The sequence below is a fragment of the Breznakia blatticola genome, assembly GCF_004365815.1.
GTDB lineage: Bacteria > Bacillota_I > Bacilli_A > Erysipelotrichales > Erysipelotrichaceae > Breznakia > Breznakia blatticola.
Genome location: NZ_SODD01000034.1, coordinates 1 through 19660, shown reverse-complemented (window position 1 = coordinate 19660; position 19660 = coordinate 1). Strand labels below are relative to the sequence as shown.

Annotated in this window: 13 protein-coding genes; 6 read left to right on the top strand and 7 right to left on the bottom strand. The window is 33.6% G+C overall.

Annotated elements, in window-relative coordinates; translation table 11 throughout:
• The 4 genes from EDD63_RS08625 to EDD63_RS08610 are packed head-to-tail and all read left to right on the top strand — an operon-like array spanning position 1 to position 4402.
• A complete protein-coding gene (locus EDD63_RS08625) occupies positions 1–1263 on the top strand; it encodes a shikimate kinase (RefSeq protein ID WP_134170487.1) in 1263 nt (420 codons plus the stop codon).
• 13 nt (positions 1264–1276) lie between these two features.
• Positions 1277–2296, top strand: coding sequence for a 3-deoxy-7-phosphoheptulonate synthase (gene aroF / locus EDD63_RS08620; RefSeq protein WP_134170484.1), 1020 nt, complete (start codon positions 1277–1279; stop codon positions 2294–2296).
• Positions 2296–3567 carry a 3-phosphoshikimate 1-carboxyvinyltransferase gene (aroA, locus tag EDD63_RS08615; RefSeq protein WP_134170482.1) on the top strand — a complete coding sequence of 424 codons (1272 nt, stop codon included), beginning with the start codon at positions 2296–2298 and terminating at the stop codon, positions 3565–3567. The genes aroF and aroA overlap by 1 nt, the downstream gene beginning before the upstream one ends.
• Positions 3557–4402, top strand: a complete 846-nt coding sequence (locus EDD63_RS08610) for a prephenate dehydrogenase (protein WP_134170480.1) — start codon at positions 3557–3559, stop codon at positions 4400–4402. The genes aroA and EDD63_RS08610 overlap by 11 nt, the downstream gene beginning before the upstream one ends.
• 27 nt (positions 4403–4429) lie before the next feature.
• Here the strand turns inward: EDD63_RS08610 and EDD63_RS08605 are convergent, their stop codons facing one another.
• The 3 genes from EDD63_RS08605 to EDD63_RS08595 form a co-directional block, all read right to left on the bottom strand.
• Positions 4430–4954, bottom strand: coding sequence for a DUF4256 domain-containing protein (locus tag EDD63_RS08605; protein ID WP_134170478.1), 525 nt, complete (start codon positions 4952–4954; stop codon positions 4430–4432).
• 95 nt (positions 4955–5049) lie between these two features.
• On the bottom strand, positions 5050–5463 hold the full coding sequence (locus EDD63_RS08600; RefSeq protein WP_134170476.1) for an Hsp20/alpha crystallin family protein: 414 nt from the start codon (positions 5461–5463) through the stop codon (positions 5050–5052).
• A gap of 145 nt (positions 5464–5608) precedes the next feature.
• The gene (locus EDD63_RS08595; protein WP_134170474.1) at positions 5609–6568 is read right to left on the bottom strand and encodes a Gfo/Idh/MocA family protein; all 960 of its coding nucleotides are present in this window, start codon (positions 6566–6568) and stop codon (positions 5609–5611) included.
• Positions 6569–6789: 221 nt separating this feature from the next.
• Here EDD63_RS08595 and EDD63_RS08590 point away from each other — a divergent pair, with 221 nt between their 5' ends.
• Together EDD63_RS08590 and EDD63_RS08585 are read left to right on the top strand one after the other, a co-directional pair.
• Positions 6790–7350, top strand: a complete 561-nt coding sequence (locus tag EDD63_RS08590; RefSeq protein WP_134170472.1) for a manganese efflux pump MntP — start codon at positions 6790–6792, stop codon at positions 7348–7350.
• 17 nt (positions 7351–7367) lie between these two features.
• A complete protein-coding gene (locus EDD63_RS08585; RefSeq protein ID WP_134170470.1) occupies positions 7368–8621 on the top strand; it encodes a replication-associated recombination protein A in 1254 nt (417 codons plus the stop codon).
• 317 nt (positions 8622–8938) lie between these two features.
• Here the strand turns inward: EDD63_RS08585 and EDD63_RS08580 are convergent, their stop codons facing one another.
• The 4 genes from EDD63_RS08580 to EDD63_RS08565 all read right to left on the bottom strand — a co-directional run bounded on the left by EDD63_RS08580 (position 8939) and on the right by EDD63_RS08565 (position 19558).
• The gene (locus tag EDD63_RS08580) at positions 8939–9388 is read right to left on the bottom strand and encodes a hypothetical protein (protein WP_134170468.1); all 450 of its coding nucleotides are present in this window, start codon (positions 9386–9388) and stop codon (positions 8939–8941) included.
• Entirely contained in the window at positions 9388–18039 is an 8652-nt protein-coding gene (locus EDD63_RS08575) for a DUF6531 domain-containing protein (protein ID WP_166667594.1), read from the bottom strand. Before EDD63_RS08575 ends, EDD63_RS08580 begins: the two co-directional genes overlap by 1 nt.
• Before the next feature lie 32 nt (positions 18040–18071).
• Positions 18072–18527, bottom strand: coding sequence for a hypothetical protein (locus EDD63_RS08570; RefSeq protein WP_134170464.1), 456 nt, complete (start codon positions 18525–18527; stop codon positions 18072–18074).
• A gap of 830 nt (positions 18528–19357) precedes the next feature.
• Complete coding sequence (locus EDD63_RS08565) at positions 19358–19558, bottom strand: DUF4926 domain-containing protein (RefSeq protein ID WP_134170462.1); 201 nt, start codon at positions 19556–19558, stop codon at positions 19358–19360.
• Positions 19559–19660: the final 102 nt, after the last annotated feature.

Sequence of the window (19660 nt, the reverse complement as noted above, 5' to 3'; positions counted from 1 at the left end):
ATGGAATACGGATTAATTGGTGAAAAACTCGGTCATAGTTTTTCCAAAGTCATTCACGAACAACTCGTAAGTGACTATACATACCAACTAAAAGAAATCGCAAAAGAGGATATCGATGCATTTATGAAAGCAAAAGATTTTAAAGCGATTAATGTGACAATACCATATAAGCAAACCGTAATTCCTTATCTTGATGAAATCGATGAAAGTGCCAAACGTATCGGTGCTGTAAACACTATCGTGAATCGAGATGGAAAATTGATCGGCTATAATACGGATTACTTAGGTTTTGCATATACCTTACGAAAACACAACATTTCCTTACAAGGAAAAAAAGTGCTAATCATGGGAAACGGTGGAGCCAGTAAAGCAATTCAAGAAGTTGTACATCAAGCAAATGCAAAACAAGTGTTGATTGTTGATATCATCGCTAGTAAAGAAACTATGACACTCGATGAAATCTATAAAAAGCATAGAGACTGTGAAATTATCATTCAAACAACACCAGTAGGAATGTCACCACAAGTTGATGCATCGCCAATTGACCTTGATGGATTTGATAAACTTGAAGCATGTGTGGATGTAATATACAATCCACTGCGTACCAGTTTTCTATTAGAAGCGAAAAAGTATAACATTCCTTGTGTAAATGGACTTGAAATGTTAGTTGCACAAGCAAAATATGCAGTTGAGTATTTTAAAGACATCACCATTGATGATGTACATATTGAGAGCATTTACCAAGAACTCTTACTTGAACAAAGTAACTTAGTGTTTATCGGTATGCCTAGTAGTGGCAAAACTACCATCGCAAATGAAGTATGTACAAAGCTAAAGCGTGAGGTTATCGATATTGATGCACAAATTGTTGAACGCATCCAAATGCCAATTGCCAAGTATTTTGAATTACATGGTGAAGCTGCTTTTCGCGAAATAGAAACACAAGTCACAAAAGAACTTGCTAATTCACATCACGTAGTTATTTCATGTGGTGGAGGAATTGTTAAGAACTATGAGAATATTAAGAATTTACAACACAATGGCTTCCTTATTTATATTGATCGAGATATCGACCAATTACTTAGTGATCCATCAAGACCACTAAGTTCTAGTAAAGAAGCAATTCAACAACTATATGATACGCGTGCACCATTATACGAAAGCTATAGTGATGTAACCATTACCAACCACGATACACTCGTGGTTGCGGTGGATCAAGCAATCGCAACATATACCAACCAAATCACAATCATAAATATGTAGGGGGACAAAACAAATGATTATTACGATAAAGAAAAATGCTGACCAACAAGCGGTCAAGAAATTAATCGATAAGTTAGAAACACTCGGTGTTACTGCTGTTGAAATTCAAGGTAGCGACCTTACGATTTATGGATTAACTGGGGATACAACCGCAATCGATGAAAAACGCATTATGGCAAACGAAAGCGTTGAACACGTTACGCGTATTGCCGCAAAATACAAACTTGCTTCACGTCAAATGCACCCAACAGATACCATCTTTGATATCAATGGAATCAAGATTGGTGGACAAGAAAAAATTGTGGTAATTGGTGGACCATGTTCCGTTGAAAGTGAAGAAATGGTTGTCCAACTTGCCAAAGACGTAAAAGATGCAGGTGGAAAAATGCTTCGTGGTGGAGCATACAAACCACGTACATCACCATACGCATTCCAAGGGATGCAAACCGATGGAATTCTTGCCATGGTAAAAGCACGAGAAGAAACTGGATTGCCAATTGTTAGTGAGCTTATGAGTGCTGACAAAATTGATGAATTCGAAAGATACGTAGATGTAATTCAAATTGGGGCAAGAAATATGCAAAACTTTGAATTGCTAAAAGAATTAGGAAAACGTACCACAAAACCAATCTTATTAAAACGTGGATTTGCCAACACGATTGATGAATGGATTATGAGTGCAGAATACATTATGGCAAATGGAAACCCAAACGTTATCTTCTGCGAACGTGGAATTCGTACATTTGAAACAGAGACAAGAAATACGTTAGATTTAAGTGTGATTCCAATTATTAAACGTAAAACACACTTACCAATCGTGATCGATCCTTCACACGCAACTGGAGATTGGTCACTTGTAGAAAGTGCTTCACTAGCAGCGGTTGCTGCTGGAGCAGATGGACTAATTATTGAAGTACATAATGATCCAGAAAATGCATTCTCTGATGGAGATCAATGTTTAAAACCAAAACGTTTTAAAGCATTAATTGAAAAAGCGAGAGAAATTGCGCAAGTTATCGGGAGAGATATCTAATGAAAGTAGAAATTACACCTTCCAAATGTTCTGGAAGTGTACATCTCCCACCTTCAAAAAGTATGTCACACCGTGCAATTATTTGTGCAAGTTTAGCTAAAGGAAGAAGCATCATTTCGAATGTTGCATTTTCTGATGATATTCTTGTGACGATTGCAGGGATGCAACAACTTGGTGCACATATAGAAACAAAGGATGATCAAGTTATCATTGATGGTGGAATTGACTTTGCCTCATTTGCAGATAACCAAGATGTGTTTTGTAAGGAAAGTGGAAGTACTTTACGCTTCTTCATTCCAATTTTCTCACTAACGAATAAAAATGTTTCATTTACTGGTGAAAACCGCTTACTTAAGCGCCCACAAAAAGTATATGAAGACCTATTTCATGAGAAACAATTACATTACACACAAGATGCATCATGTATTCGTATTCAAGGTAGTTTACAACCAGGTGCATATAGCTTAGCTGGTGATGTATCTAGTCAATTCATCTCTGGCTTACTATTTGCTTTACCTTTACTAAAACAAGATTCAACCATCCATATCCAAGCACCTTATGAAAGTCGCAGTTATGTTGATTTAACCCTTCAAATGCTTGCACATTATGGAATTGATGTTGTCTATCAAGATCCATATACGCTATACATTAAAGGAAATCAAACATACCAAGCTGCAGATTACACAATCGAAGGTGATTACTCACAAGCAGGTTTCTTTGCAGTCTTAGCTGCCATCAACAATGACTTAACAATCACTGGATTATCCCATGATAGTAAGCAAGGAGATAAGCAAATCATTGATATCTTAAGAGATTTCCATGTGGATGTTACTCCCATACCTTTTGGCTATGAAATAAAAAAATCACAACTATCTCCAGCAACGATCAATTTAGAAAACTGTCCGGATTTAGGACCTATATTAAATGTACTACAAATGTATACACAAAAAGAAAGCACCATTATCAATGCAGGTCGTTTACGATTAAAAGAAAGTGATCGTATTCTTGCAATGGAAAATGAACTTCAAGCATGCAGTGTTAATTATTCAAGTACACCAGATACGATTACGATTCACGGAAATCCACCATATGAAGCAACACGACAATTAAGTGGACATAAAGATCACCGCATTGTTATGGCATTAGCGATTGCAGCAACCTGCATGAAAGATAAAGTGATTATTGATGAAGCAGAGTACATCAATAAGTCATATCCAACCTTCTTTGAAGATCTAGCAAGTGTTGGCATTGAGGTGCACTATGTCAAATAAACCTGTATATGCAATTGTTGGTTTAGGTTTACTTGGTGGTAGTTATGCCAAAGGTCTACATGATGCTGGATATCATGTGATTGGGATTGCTAGACGTCAAGAAACAATTGATTATGCGCTAGCGAACAATTTCATCACTGAAGGAAGTATCCAACCAAGCGATATACATAAAGCTGACATTGTCATTCTATGTTTATATCCCAAAGTGATGATTCAGTGGATACAAGAACATAAGCATGACTTTAAACCAGGTGCAATTGTATCAGATATCGCAGGGGTAAAGCGTAATGTTGTAAAGCCAATTCAATATATCTTAAAAGATGTGGATGCCGAATTTATTTCAACACACCCGATGGCTGGAAAAGAAGTCAGTGGAATTGAACATGCAGATCCTTCGATATTCAGACAAGCAAACTTCATTATTGTTCCAACTGTAGACAATAGCGAAAAAGCGATCAATGCTATGATGGATGTTGCTGATATCTTAAAGTTTCATCACATCTCACTATTAAGTATTGATGAGCATGATCGAATGATTGGATTTCTAAGTCAACTTACCCATGTAATTGCTGTAAGTTTAATGAATACGCACGATCATGATAAGTTGGTTGATTACACTGGAGATTCCTTTCGTGATCTAACAAGAATCGCCAAAATCAATGAAGATATGTGGAGCGAACTCTTCTTATTCAATAAGGATATTCTATTAGAGGAAATCGAAGCATTTGAAGCTTCCCTAGATACCTTTAAACAAGCATTGAAAAACGATGATGAAGAAACGATGAAACACCTGTTTATTCAAAGTACCAATCGTCGTAAAAAGTTCGATAAATAGCAAAAAGGAAGCACGCGCTTCCTTTTTCTATGTAAGTGGTTTATAGGTACGAAATCCTCGTGAAGAATAATAGGAATCCGCACTATTATGATATACAAACACATGATTGTAACGTTTATCACCAAATAAAGCTCCACCAAGTGCACGTATCGCTTCTGGTGTTTTTAGCCAACTACTTGTTTTGCAATCAAGATCTTCAATACTTTGTAAATAACGATATTGATCTTCATCAAGTACGTTTACTTGCATGTCATCAACTAATTTTTCTACGCTTGTATTTGGTGCATTTTTCTTTCGTTCAAGTCGCGCTTTTTCATCATAACAAGCACCTGCTCTTGCTTTTGGACTTTCTGTTACCATATCCACATATGCCAAACCTACATTGGGTAAATCTTCTACTACATCAATTTCACCACCACTTGCTTCCATTGCTTGTAAACTTACTAAAATTTCATCTGTAAGTAAAGGTTCAATCATTTTCCACGAAGTGTGTGGATGACGATACATATGACTTTCAAATCTTTCTTTTAATGTTTCTATTAACCTTTCCATAAAGCACCATCCTTATTTACGTTATACCATAGATTGTCTGTATTTATACATTTCATGCATTCAAATGAAAAGGTGGAACTTGTCCACCCTATTCATTATTCAATTGCAATTGGTTTACTTTCTGCAATTTCTTTTGGTTTATCTTTTGGGAAAGTTATATGTAACTCACCATTATCATATTTGGCCTTAATGTCTTCTTCAGTAACTGCATCTGAGACATAGAAACTTCTTGTGCATGTTCCTGCAAAACGTTCACGACGAACTACATTTCCTTTATCGTCTTTGTCTTCCTTGTCATCATTGCGTGTAGCTGTTACTGTCAAGTAACCATCCTTAAGTGCGATTTTGATGTCTTCCTTATTATAGCCTGGCAATTCCATATCCAATACATAGTTTCCATCAACTTCACGAATATCTGTTTTCATAAAACTTGATGTCTTATTGACAGGTCTAAAGAAATTGTCATCAAACACATCATCAAATAAACTAAATCCTGGTAGTAATTTCATAGTCATCGCCTCCATTTCTTAATGCTATTTATACTATCCTTTCCTAGGATACTTGTATTATAACACTGCTTAGCACTTAATCAAGCGAAGTGCTAATCTAGTTTGCGATTGCCCATATTTACCCAAAATTATAGCTTATTCATGCTTATTTTCGATTCTCTTTATATACCTGTTCTACCATTTCTACTGTCGATATACTCATTTCTGGAGTCATAATTGGACTATACGTTAACCCTTGATTGATGCACGATTCTACATGCATCACTTCATAGACAAATTCACTGTCACTAGCAAAATCATAGTTTTCTATCTTACCATTTGAAGAGACAATCACTTCTTGGGCTTTCCAGAAGTATGGAACAATCACTTCGCCTTGATCAAATGTAAATCTAGCTTCATCTGGATATTTTGTTGTACGTGAAATAATGGAACGACAATCTACCTCACCTATTTGAAATGATAGATCACTAATATCATCTACCTCATAGGTTGTATAAGTAAGCTCTCCTTTATATGATTTGACTGTAGCATCTAATATGTACATCATATATTCAATTGCATACGACCCACTCCCATAAAGTGAGCCACCACCTTTACTTGGATCAAGCATCCATGCTTTTTCATTTTCCATATATGGATAGAAACACGATAGCTTTACATGTCGCAGATTTCCCAAACGCTTTTGTTGGATCAAGGTTTTGACATAATTCGTCGTCGGTAGAAACACACTTTTTTGCGCTTCCATTAAAAACAAACCTTTTTTCTTTGCCAGTGCAAAAAGTTCTTTTGCATCACTAGTTGTTAAAGTAATTGGCTTTTCACATAGAACATGTTTTCCTGCCTCTAATGCTGCTTTAGCATACGTAACATGTGCAAAATGTGGTGTTGCGATGTAAATGATATTGATATCTTGATCTTGAAACAACGCTTCATAACTTCCATATGCTTTTGCGATATCTAAGTTTTTTGCATATTCCTGTGCTTTTTGTAGATCTCTGGAAGCAATTGCAACGACTTCACTATTTGCACTTGCTTTTACCCCCTTAACAAAGCGAGGAACAATACTTGCTGTACTCACAATTCCAAAGTGTAATTTTGTGTCCATTATTTACACCTCCTAATACTCACAGTATATCATGCAATCCCCCCTTTCAAAAGCAACACCCTTGTGCTATAATGAGCAAGTCATAAGGGAGTAGTTATCTTACTTTTGTAAGTGTTTTAGTCAACATAATGGCGAAAGCCTGGCTAATTGTAAAAAATGAGACTTATACGATTTTTTTCGTATGAGTCTTTTCTTTACTCTCACATAAAGGAGTACAACATATGAGCATACTAACAATTTTATTAACCAGTATTGGACTTGCAATGGATGCATGTGCAGTTTCACTAGCAAAAGGAATGTGTTACACAAAGAAAAACGCAATTAAATTTTCACTAGTCTATGCGATTAGTTTTGGCTTTTTCCAAGGAATAATGCCACTTATTGGATACACTGTTGGCGTAAACTTCACAGGCTCTATTACCTTTTTAGATCACTGGATTGCATTTATCCTTCTTGTGTTTATCGGTATCAAAATGATCTATGAAGCCTTTGGTGAACAAGACTTATCTTGTGAACTGGAAATAAAAGTAAAAGATATTTTATTACTAGGTATAGCTACGAGTATTGACGCACTTGCTGTTGGTGTCAGTTTCGCCTTCTTTGAAGTAGATATACTGTTTGCATGTATCATTATTGGACTTGTGACATTTGCACTATCTTTTCTTAGTGGATACATCGGTCGATTTGTGGGTTCTTTACTTCATACGTATGCTGAAGTTGCTGGTGGAGTAATTCTCATTCTTATTGGAAGTAAAATACTCATCGAGCACTTATTTTTCTAGTGTGGTAAAATAAGAGTATGAATAAACAACCACTCGCTTTCCGTATGCGTCCAACAACACTAGATGAAGTTGTTGGGCAACAACACTTAATTGGAAAGAATCAAATATTACGTAAAATGGTCGAACAGAAACAACTCTTTTCGATGATTTTTTATGGTCCTCCTGGAACTGGAAAGACGACACTAGCAAGTGTATTAGCTAATGAAATGGGTGTAAAATACCGCAACTTCAATGCTGTAACCGGAAATAAAAAAGACTTAACCATCATTTTTGAAGAAGCTAAGTTTTTCCCAGGTTTAGTTGTCATTGTTGATGAGGTACATCGTTTAAATAAAGATAAGCAAGATTTACTACTTCCACATATCGAGAATGGAAGTATCATCATGATTGGAGCAACGACTGCCAATCCACTATTTTCTATTAACCCTGCCATACGTTCAAGAACACATCTATTTGAAGTAAAATCTTTAGATGAACAAGATATCAAGACCGCTTTATCACGCGCACTACGCTCCCCTAAAGGCATTGATGATCAAGTTAAAGCAGATGATGAAGCACTCACTAGCATTGCACGTCTAGCTAATGGCGATATCCGTTATGCATTAAACCTATTGGAGTTGTGTGCAACAGCCACAAATGCAATTGATAAGGAAACAGTTGAAGCTTATAGTTTTACACCAAATGTTGCAAGTGACAGTGATGGAGATTATCATTACGACTTGCTCAGTGCATTCCAAAAATCTATTCGTGGAAGTGATGTTGATGCTGCATTATATTATTTGTCGATACTAATCGAAATTGGTGACTTAGAATCCATTGAGCGACGTTTACTTGTAACTGCGTATGAAGATGTAGGTTTTGGTAATCCACAAGCTGTCGCTCGTTGTATCAATGCAATTGATGCAGCCAAACGTGTTGGATTTCCTGAAGGTCGCATTCCTTTGGCACATACAATCATTGACTTATGTCTTTCACCAAAAAGTAAAAGTTCAGAAGTTGCCATTGATGCAGTAAAACCATATCTAAAAGATCAAGCATATCCAGTACCCGGTTATTTACGTTTAACCCCAGTTGGTATGAAAGATGAAGACAAATATGACTATGGTAGACTTGATCTTGTGGATAAAATCCAATATTTACCGGACGCACTAAAAAACGTATCTTTTTATACACCAAGTCTTAACTCACAGTACGAACGTGCACTTGCTGAAAATTGGAAAAAATTAAAACAAACAAAACGTACAAACAATTTAGCTAAACTAAAGAGATAGTACGAATATTACACACAAAAAACTAACAATATCCATAATTGGTACAGCAATTCAAATATACACTTGTTTTATTGGAGTTAAACACTTTTCTATAGCAATATGTAAAATTAAATAACACATAAAAACAGTACTAACTTTGTCTAATTTGTTAGTACTGTTTATTACGTATTGCTTATATTTACTTAGTAGAGTTATTAGTATCGTGTTGTATTATAGGTTATTACTATTACGTTTATACCTCCTATGCATTAACACTATATTCCCTATCTCCGCTCCAATATCGAATTTTATTTAATCTACATCCTTATCGGATATGTCTAAAAAACTACTCCCATACTATCATATTTAAAACTATGGTATATATATAACCCGTCTTTTTCGTAATAAACATTTGATTTTGAGATAGGATTTTTAGTCGCAAATAACCCCCAATTCATATAATTGTTTTCTTTATCTTTCTCATATTGCATGATAGCATTTTCAGTGTCATTGAAACCACCAATAATTTCACAATCAGATTCTAAGATGCAAAATATCTCTTTAATTGCCTTAATTAACAAGCTAATCTCCTCATCTATTTTATCTTTATTAAAATAAATTTCAGTAATATCAAAATCTAATTCTTTATGGTTTCTATCATTATAATTATATTGACTATAATTAATTTCATTTCTAGGATATATCAATTGAATTCTTTTTTGTATCAAAGAAACTTTAGTAGATTCCACTATTTCTTTTGTCATCACAGACAATATATATACTCCCATTATTTTACCACTCCTGTCTCTATTAAATACTTCATCTGATCTGCTGAGAGCTTGAATCCTGTATTAAACGTACCATCAGCATTAATAAATACCCATTGATTTGTAGTTGGATTATATATATGTGTTCCTTGAGAACCCCACCAGGTTCCTGGTTTTTGAATATTATTAGGACTATCAATGAATTTTGATATATCATTTTGATACTGTTGAATACTACCTTTACTTCCATCAGGGTAATTACCAAAATCACTTCCATGTTTACCAAAAGCTTTATCTACAGATCTTTGATTATATGTAACATCATTCCCTTTTATATTACTATTCGAACCCTTATCTGAATTTTTATTTTTATCTTTCTTCTTATCATCGTCATCATCTTTTTTCGGTTGTTTTGGTTGTTGCTGTTCTTGTGCTGCCGCAACCATTGATCCTGTCGAACTATTTTCAGAAACGTAGCTTATTGCTTTATCCTCTTTTACTTGTGCTTTTTCTGGTATTCTTGTTGTATATCCCATACTTTCGTAGTATAAATTCATCATTTTATCCGCTACGTAAGGACCAGCATACAGTCTACCACCCAATTGATGCTCCCAAGCATTCACATATGCTTGTTGCTGCGTAGGCGTCATTTCAGTAAATCTTATTGCTTTTTCTATACCACAAATCAAACTTGCCGGAGTTGCTACAGCACCATACATCACTAAACCTATTGTAGTTGCCGGAGTTACTGCTAATAATGTAGTTACCTTCGCCATTTCTGAAGTAAAATATGGTGAAATTTGTACTACTAAATCCATCAAATTATACATGGTTTCGCTCCGCATCACCATCGTTGTCGACTGAACAATATTCGTTTTAATACTAGACACTACATTTTTCACGCTACCAACAACAGCACTTACTACACTTTGTTTCTTCTTTTTCTTTGCTTTATTCCCATCTCTATCCACATACTTGTAAGGATTACTTAATGCATAGTTGTAACGGTTTTGAGTTGCTACATCTGTGTTTTCACCTTTGTAGTTGCGATCGATTTGGATAAAGTTTCCGATAGTTGGATCATAGTATCTAGCACGTAAATAGATGAGTCCTGTTTCTTGTTGGTACTCTCCATTGTATGCATGACTTTGTGCTATATTACTTGTTTTACCATAATCACTGTACGTTAGTTTCGTAACTTTGTTGTTTTTTACTTGTAATGCAATACTGTCATTTAAACTTGCTACTAATGTAGTTCCATCTTCTTCCAAGATGGATAATCCATACACATTACCATTTCCATTTGTTTCTAGAATTTGTGTATACTCTACATTCTTATCAAGAACGAAATCTGTCACTTCTACATCTTTTTTGTAGCTTGCAGTATATGAACTTGTTCCTTGGTATGTACAGACACCACCATTTGCTTCTTTTGTTTTTACTTGTTGGCGTAGTCCATCAAATGTATTTTTAACTTTTGTATCACTTGAAGCAGTAACATCGATGACTCCTTCATAATCATACCATACTTGTTTTTGATATGTTCGTACATCTTGTTTACTTTCACTGATTTTATCTCCTTGTGCATCATATGCAAAGGTATAGATATAATCACCTTTTTGATGTTCAACTAAATGGTCAAATTCATCATATGTATACACTTCTTTACTACCATCAGAATTCACTTTACTTGTAAGGTTTCCATTATCGTTGTAGTAGTAACGACTTACACCTTTTGTACTTTCAACACTTTCTAATTGGTTTTTATCATTATATGTATACGTTTTAACACCTTCATCATTACTTGAAACACGTTTGTTTCCATACATATCGTATGTGTAAGATGTCTTAACTAATTTTCCATCTACATATTTACTACTTTCACTTAGCTCATCTGCATCATTATACACATAGTTATTTTCTTTGCCATCAATAACTTCTTTAACGACATTATCATTTGCATCATATGCATACGTACGGCTTTGTTCGAGTTTCTTATCCTTGTAGATATCTTGCTTTATTACATTTCCTAATTTGTCATAAGCAAATGTTGATTGCATATTTCCTTGCACAAGATCAACAAGCTCACCTCTATTGTTATATGAATACGTTGCAATTGTTGCATCGTTCTTTTTCACAGTAGACAACATACCATCTTTATAACTATAAGTAACGACGTCTTTATTTGCGTAAGTCATTTTAGATAATTGCTTATCTTTATTGTAAGCATAACTTACAGTTTCTTTGTTTGCATTTGTTGAAGTTAGCATTTGGTCAAATGCATCATATGTATATGTGATTGTGCCATTTGCACCTTCTGCTTTAATTAGGTTGTTTCGTTTATCATAACTGAAGGTTTGACTATTCTTTTGAATCTGGTTGTTATTGTTGTCATAAGCATATGTAATAATTGTGCCATCTGGTTTTGTTTCTTCAACTTTATTACCAAATACATCATATTTTGTTTTCTCTACATATCCATATTCATTTTTCTCATAGGTACATTGATTGAAATCATCATATGTATATACTGCCATTTTTGTTCCTACAGTTTTTGTAAGTGCATTTCCATTTCCATCATACGTATATCTAACAACACGTCCTTGTGCATTTTCAGCTTTTTCTAGTTGACCAAGTGTATCATAAGCAAATAGTTGTTTGATACCTCGCTTGTTTATAAAGCTAGTTTCATTTCCATTTGCATCAAATGTTCTTTGTTCTGTATTACCATTAGCATCTGTAATTGTAATTGCATTACCACTTTCATCATATGTAACACTTTGAATTACTTGCATACTTCCTTCATATTCTACAAGATATGCAGATGGACGATTGCATGCATCATATTGTGTTTCGATCACTTTTCCATACTCTGCTTCTTGGATTATATTCCCATTTGCATCGTATGTTTTTGTTTGTGCAGTTTTACCATTTACCTTTGTTTCAGTAAGTTGGTTTTTTGCATCATATACGTAACTTTCTTTGTATGTATCGTTTTCTACTTTCTCAAGAAGTTCTCCATATACATTGTATGTATATGCTGTTTTATAACCTGCAGCATCTTCAGTACTAACATTTCCATATGTATCATATGTGTAAGTTGTAACATTTGAATTTCCATCTTTTTTCGTTGCAACTTGATTGTAATCATTGTAGGTAAATTGTTCTTGCACGACATCATTTACACTTGTTTTTACATGATTTCCTTTTTCATCATAAACAGAAGTTGTTGTTTTATTTGCTGTTGTTTCTTTTACAACATTTCCTAGTACATCATAACTTCGTTTTGTAATGACACCATTATAGTCACTTTCTTCAATGATTTGACCATAGTCATCGTATACAAATGTCTTACTAAAACCTTCACTATTTGTTTCTTTGCTGACTTTATTTGCATCATTATATATGTATGTAATAGATCCACCAATAGCATCTTCTACCTTAACTAAACGTAGTGCATCATCATAACTATATAGCGTTTCAAACCCACGTGCATCTACTTCTTTTTCTAGCTGTTGGTATGCATTATATGAACTTTGTTTTGTATTTCCTAGTGCATCGATTTCCTTAGTTACATTTCCGTTAGCATCATATTCCGTTTTGCTGGTATTTCCTAATGCATCAGTTGTTGATACTTTTTGGTTTTTTGCATCGTATGTGTAAGTGATTGCATTACCTAATGCATCCACTTCTTTAGTCACATTTCCATTTGCATCATAACTTGTCGTCGTTTCACTCTTGCGTTTTACATCTGTCGTCTTCGTTAATTGACCCAGTCCATCATAACTATATGCTAATTCTTTATCACCAATGACTTCTTTGATTTTCTCATTACGTTTGTTGTATGCGTATGTTGTACTTACACCAAGCGGTGAAATACTTTCAATCACATTTCCATTTTTGTCGTACACTTGACTTGTTGTTCCTTGTGCATTTGTTGTAGAAATAACTTGTCCAAGTTGGTCATATGTATAGCTTGTTGTACGACCATATGCATCGATTTCAGTCAATTTTTGGTTATATACATCATAAGTGAAAGAACTACTTCTTCCATTGCTATCTTCTTCTTTAGTTACATTTCCATACACATCATAGCTTGTTGTTGTTTGTAGTTGTGTATATTGATCTGTTTTTGTTACTTGTCGACCAAAATGATCATACGTATAACTTTCATTCAGTTCTGTATTTTTCTTTGTTTTTACATCCCCATATTTGTTGTATGTAATACTTTCAATTAATGTACCTTCTTGATATGTATCAAGCAATTGATTGTATTTGCTATATGTAAATGATGTTGTAAATCCATATGGATCAACAACTGTAATGCATTGTCCTTTTTCGTTGTATGCATACGTTGTTGTATTTCCTAGAGCATCCTTTTCAGCAACAAGAAATCCTTGTGCATTATAAACATGTTCTACTGTATTTCCATTTTTATCGGTTTCTTTAATTAGATTTCCTTCACCATCATACGTTTGTGTTGATGTATTTCCTAATGCATCCGTTGTAGAAATGATTTCATCATCAAAGTTATATGTATACGAAGTCGTGAATCCTAATGGATCTGTTTCTTTGATCTTACGATTGTACACATCATACGCATACGTTGTGACCACACCATCTACATCTTCTTTTGTAATATTGTTATTACTATCGTAGGTATATGTTGTTACATGTTCAATCTCACCAATACTCACAGTCTTTGTTTTGATACGACTATATGCATCATACGTATACGTTGTTTTTTGTCCACGAATGTCGCTTTCTTCAGTTAAAAGTAAACCTGTATATACTTTACTTTCTTTGGTTCCATTGGTATATGCTTTTTCGATTTCACGGTTTTTATCATCATAGCTATATGTCGTTTCTAATCCAGCAGCATCAACATGTTTGATTAATAAATCTTGATCATATGTATCTGTACTTTCTTGTCCACGTACATCAATCGTTTTAATTACATGGTCTAAGGCATCATACGTATAACTTATTTCATTACCTAAGCCATCACTTTCCTTAATTAATCTAAGTTTAGCATCATAGGTATATGTTTTTGTAATTCCTTGTGCATCTGTTTCTTTGATACACTGGTTATTACTATCATAAACTTTCGAATTTGTTAGACTTCCTTTTTTACTAGCAATTACATTATTGTTTTTATCATATGTATTTGTAGTGATTCCACCAATGCGGTCACGATAACTTGTAATGTTTCCATTACCATCATAACCCCACTCTTCATAAGTCCCATCCGTATACGTTTTCTTAATCATTTGATTATTATCGTTATACAAATACGTTTGATTTTTACCCTGGTTATCACTTTCTTTCAACACGTTTCCACTTGCATCATACGTAAAGTTTTCAACTAGACCATTTGAATGTGTAATGCTGGCAATTTGATTTCCACTATATGTATATGTCTTTGATGCACCTGTAGCACTTGTTTCTGTTACTACACGATGATTTGCATCATACGTATATGTTGTAAATGTTCCATCTGCTAACGTATGTTTTACTAGATCATTTCCTTGATATGCAAAATACTCTACTCCACCATCACGACCCGTTTTACTTGTTACTTGGTGTGCGCTATTATACGTATAACTTTCTGTCGTTCCATCTGGATATGCGATTTCAAGTAAATCATGTTTATCATACGTATACGTTGTTTTATTTTGATCTTCATCGATTTTCTCAATAATATTGCCATACGTATCATAGCGATATGAACTGCTTGAACCATCTCCATAGGCAACTTTCGTTGTTTTAAAGTCTTCATGTTCATACGTCACTTTTGTATTATCAGCTAGAGTAATATCCGTCTTCTTATTTGTATAAGAAAACTTCATTTCTTGACCTTTTCCATCCTTTTGGCTTTTTACTTTACCTTCATCATCATAGGTATTTGTGGCAATAGTATTTCCATTTTTATCAATGATACTACGCATGAAATTCTTATCATCATAGTTATATGTTTCTTTGTGTCCTAACACATTTGTATATGATGTTAAATTACGTTTTGCATCATAAGTATAACTTACACTTTTTCCATTTGGTAATTGAATACTTTGCACTAAATTGTTTTCATTGTAGGTAAAACTAATTTCCTTTTCACCAACACGAATACTTTGAATTGCACCATATGCATCATAAGAAATAGTCGTTTTGTGTCCAGTTTTTTCAATGATAGTCACAAGTGTTCCATAACTATCAAATACATACGTTCTTCCAGTTTCAATATCAAAGATTTGAACTTCATCTTGTTTTACTTCAATTTCAATACGATCTGTCGTTTTTGGTGTATATCCATTTGCGGTTTTATCAATTTGAAGAATCTTCCCATCCCCTCTGAAAAATAAGATGTTTTTATTTTCATCATAGGTTACATATTGTTCCAAATTACTTGTAAACCCATTTCCAAACATATTTGAAACTTGTTCTCCCGTTGAGTTGTAGTAACGGTGGAAAGTAAATGCATCATAATCTTTTAAAGTGAAATCTTCTGTTTCATAGTAAAAGTTTCCATTGGTTGTCGTAATTGGATCCCCAATAGGACAAGTTCCATAACATTGTGGTCCTCGATATACATATTTAGCTTCATACGTAATCGTACGTAGTGGTGGTGTATAAACATCTTTTGGTACTTTGGTATTATCTTTCTTAAAGCGGATAAATAATACTTGTCCAGCATAGACACTATTGCTACTTTGATTATTATCCAGTTTGATTTGATCAATACTTACTCCATAATACGAAGCAATAGAACGTAATGTATCTCCATTTTTAACTTTATACTTGATAAATCCATCCGTTGTGATACTTTTTGCACTCTCTACACCATCTTTTTTAACCTTCATAACATACTCGTATAAAGTATCAAATTTTGGTATACTTTCTGCCTTTACATAATTTGTTGTATAGTTTTGACCCTCTTTATTTCCATTGTAAGATGGTTGTACTGTATGTCCACTTCCATATGGGTTTGTAAATACGATTGGATGAGAAAAATATGCTCCTCCTACACTCATGGAAAGAAGTTCATTAATAACTGTAGAGTTACCATCTTGTTTTTCATGTAATTTAAATACAGCTGTTGCATATGGTTTTATTAGACCATCTAAACTTAATGCTTTAAATCCATCATTTAGTTTACTAACAACACGTAGCTCTTGATCAAAATTTTCAATGGAAAGGTTTGGATCCACATCATAATCTTCACGATATTCAATCGTAATTCTTGGACGACTTGCTGTACTTTCACTATTAAAAACATTCGCAAATGCGTTAATTGACTCATCTTCTGCCTTTAATAATAGTGTTTTTTCAATCCCTTTGTACCGACTACTAACATAACCTGTAATATCAAATTTATAATATTTGTTTTTAACTCCTTCAACATTATTTGTTGATAGTTTTTTCTCTATAGTTGGTTGGGTATTCCAAGTTAGTGTATTTAAATTTGCATTGGCACATTCATACGCTTCAATGTTTTTTCCCATTAGGTGACTTACACCTTGCTCAATACCATCTTGCTCTTTAAATAATTCTAAGTTTGCCTTTTCAACACGCATGTTGTTTCCAAGATTTGGTTTATCGATGTAAAAATATGAACGGTTAACACCAGTTCGTACACCAATACCTGCCCAAAACTCGTTATCGTATCCAACAAACAAATCACTATATTGACTTGAACTAAAGTTTGGTGTTTCACTACGCACATAACAAGATGTAATATTCAATACTTCAAGATTTGCCGCTCTTGTGCTTAAAGCAATTGGATATACTTGAGCACTATCATTAATCCAAGTTTGATCTAAACTCAATGATACATGTACGCCATCCTGTGCATTTTCATATGTGATTTGACTGTTTCCAATCGCTTCTGTTGCACTTCGAATTGTTGGCTTGGCAAACACATATACATCTTGATCTGGATTATCACTACGATAAAACACAACTCCATCGTCTGTCTCTTTACTTGTCAAATGTTGACTAGTAAAAATAAAATCCAATGTAGATTTTTCAACAGGTCCATTGATATAGAACGTAGTAAATACTTTATTTGAACGTATTACATATTCCATATCGATGTTTTTATATACATTCGTAAATAAAATTACATTCTCTTTTACACTATAATGTGAAACATCTGCATCTGGTAAACTCCATTGCAAATCACTTGTTTCTTCATTTGTTACACGAACACTGTTTCCATCAATTTGTACATCAAGCAATCCATCTTTACTTTTATAAATTGCTTTATTTGAACGTGATCGATTTACGTTTTCTAATCGATCATCAATATCAACTAGTTTCCCATTTTCTTCTTTATGAATTGGTTCAAAATACGTTTCCTTAACGAAAACGCCTTTTTGAATTTCATACGTTTTTGAATTAATCTCACGCTTGTCTTCAACCTCTTCATACGATTCGTATGGATCACTTAAATCATAGTTACTTGCTTCCTTTGTAACTACAGCTTCTTCCTGGGCATCATCATTTGCATCATATACATTAACAATCTCTCTTTGTATATCTTTTTGATACATACTTCCATAACTTGCACCTGGAGTAATTCGATTTGACTGCGCAGCTAACACACGCAGCCCGGTATCAGATACTTGTAACAGCATCAGACACACTAAAAATACTGGTAATAGTTTCTTTCTCATGTCTATTCTTTCCCTTTTCATTCTATGTTTAATTATTTACACACACTTTTTGCATATGTTCGATATTCTTCATATGCTTTTTCTAAAGCATTCACACTTGCCTCAGTTTCTTTTTCTTTGAATTCTTTAACTGCTTTAATCAACACTTCTTGTTTTTTATACAATTGTTTTTGTTTTTTCCCCTCATGTTTCTTAAGCAGTTTATGCTGTTCAACTAATGCATCTTCATAGTCTTCATAATCTTCGTACCATTTTTCACTACATAGATCGCTACGTTCCAACAATATTTGTAACTCATCTGTATTAATTGATGCTAATTCACATACATTTTCAATGGTATCTGCTTTCTTTTGATCATCATCCTTAACACTTGTACATTGTTGCAAAAGCAGAAGTAATAACAGTAGCAACAACACAACAACTACATGCTTTACCTTAACTTCTTTTGTCTTTACGGTAAATAGTACCTTGTTCCAAATCTCTCTCAAAATGTTCCCCCTTTATAAAAAAAGTGCAAAGTAAAAAAACAAACGTTTTGTTTCTTAACTTCGCACACATAACATACACATTTTAACATATAATATATGTCATTTTCTATATATTTTTTGTGCTCTATTTTTATTTTCCTTTCTTGAATATGTTTCTTAAAAGAATTTGGAAATCATTGAAACATTTTAATCACCTATAAATTAGGTAACATTTTTTCAACTTCATTTATCATTTTAAAATCCGAACCTAATTCTTTTGCAATTCGTCTCTAACTTCAAAAGCGCGTTTCATATTTTTTTATCTTCAGACAAAGAAGTTGGATTCATTTGATCACTCATATCAAAATATGTTTCATAGTCTTTTTGTAATCCTTTCAATTCATCTTCTAACTGGTTTGAAAGTTTAATTCCTGCAATTCAATAGCCTATCCAAGTTTTCTTTTATATTCAAATTAATTGGATAGAATGTAATAATAAATTCGCTAGTTCTATATACAATTGTACACTTCGATAAGTACTACTATTTACTAAACATTCTACAAAGAACTCATCTCACTAACTCAAGCATCAATCGATGGTTCGTCTTAAAAATTAGATACTCCTGTAATTCTTTTATCAACGAAATCTGTGATACGACCGATTATAATATGTTATTATCCAGCAGATGAATTACCTTTTTTAAGCCATAATAACTTTCCAGCTGCATTTTAGTTATTATCACACCAGCTGCATTAAACTTTGCACTGTACTACCTGTTTTACTTAGTCATTTTACGAAAATTATTGACATGTTTACATAACATCCCTGCACCATATTAAATATTAGAATCTTTATTCATTATTTGATATTAACTCAAGATTTTCTTCATTTATAGTTTGTAAATCTATCGTATAACCTTCTATATCTAAGAATTCTACTTCATAAATATCATAACCTTCCGTCGCATATACAATAACACCTACCATATCTTTTTTTACTTTACCATTAATATCCTTTGTCACTTTTACCGTATCTAGTTCACGAAATTTCATACTATTCTCTCCTGTTATGAAGTGACCATTGTCAAGAGTAAATTTACATTCATAATAACCTTAATTATTAAATTGTCATCAATGGCACATAAAAGCCCCGAA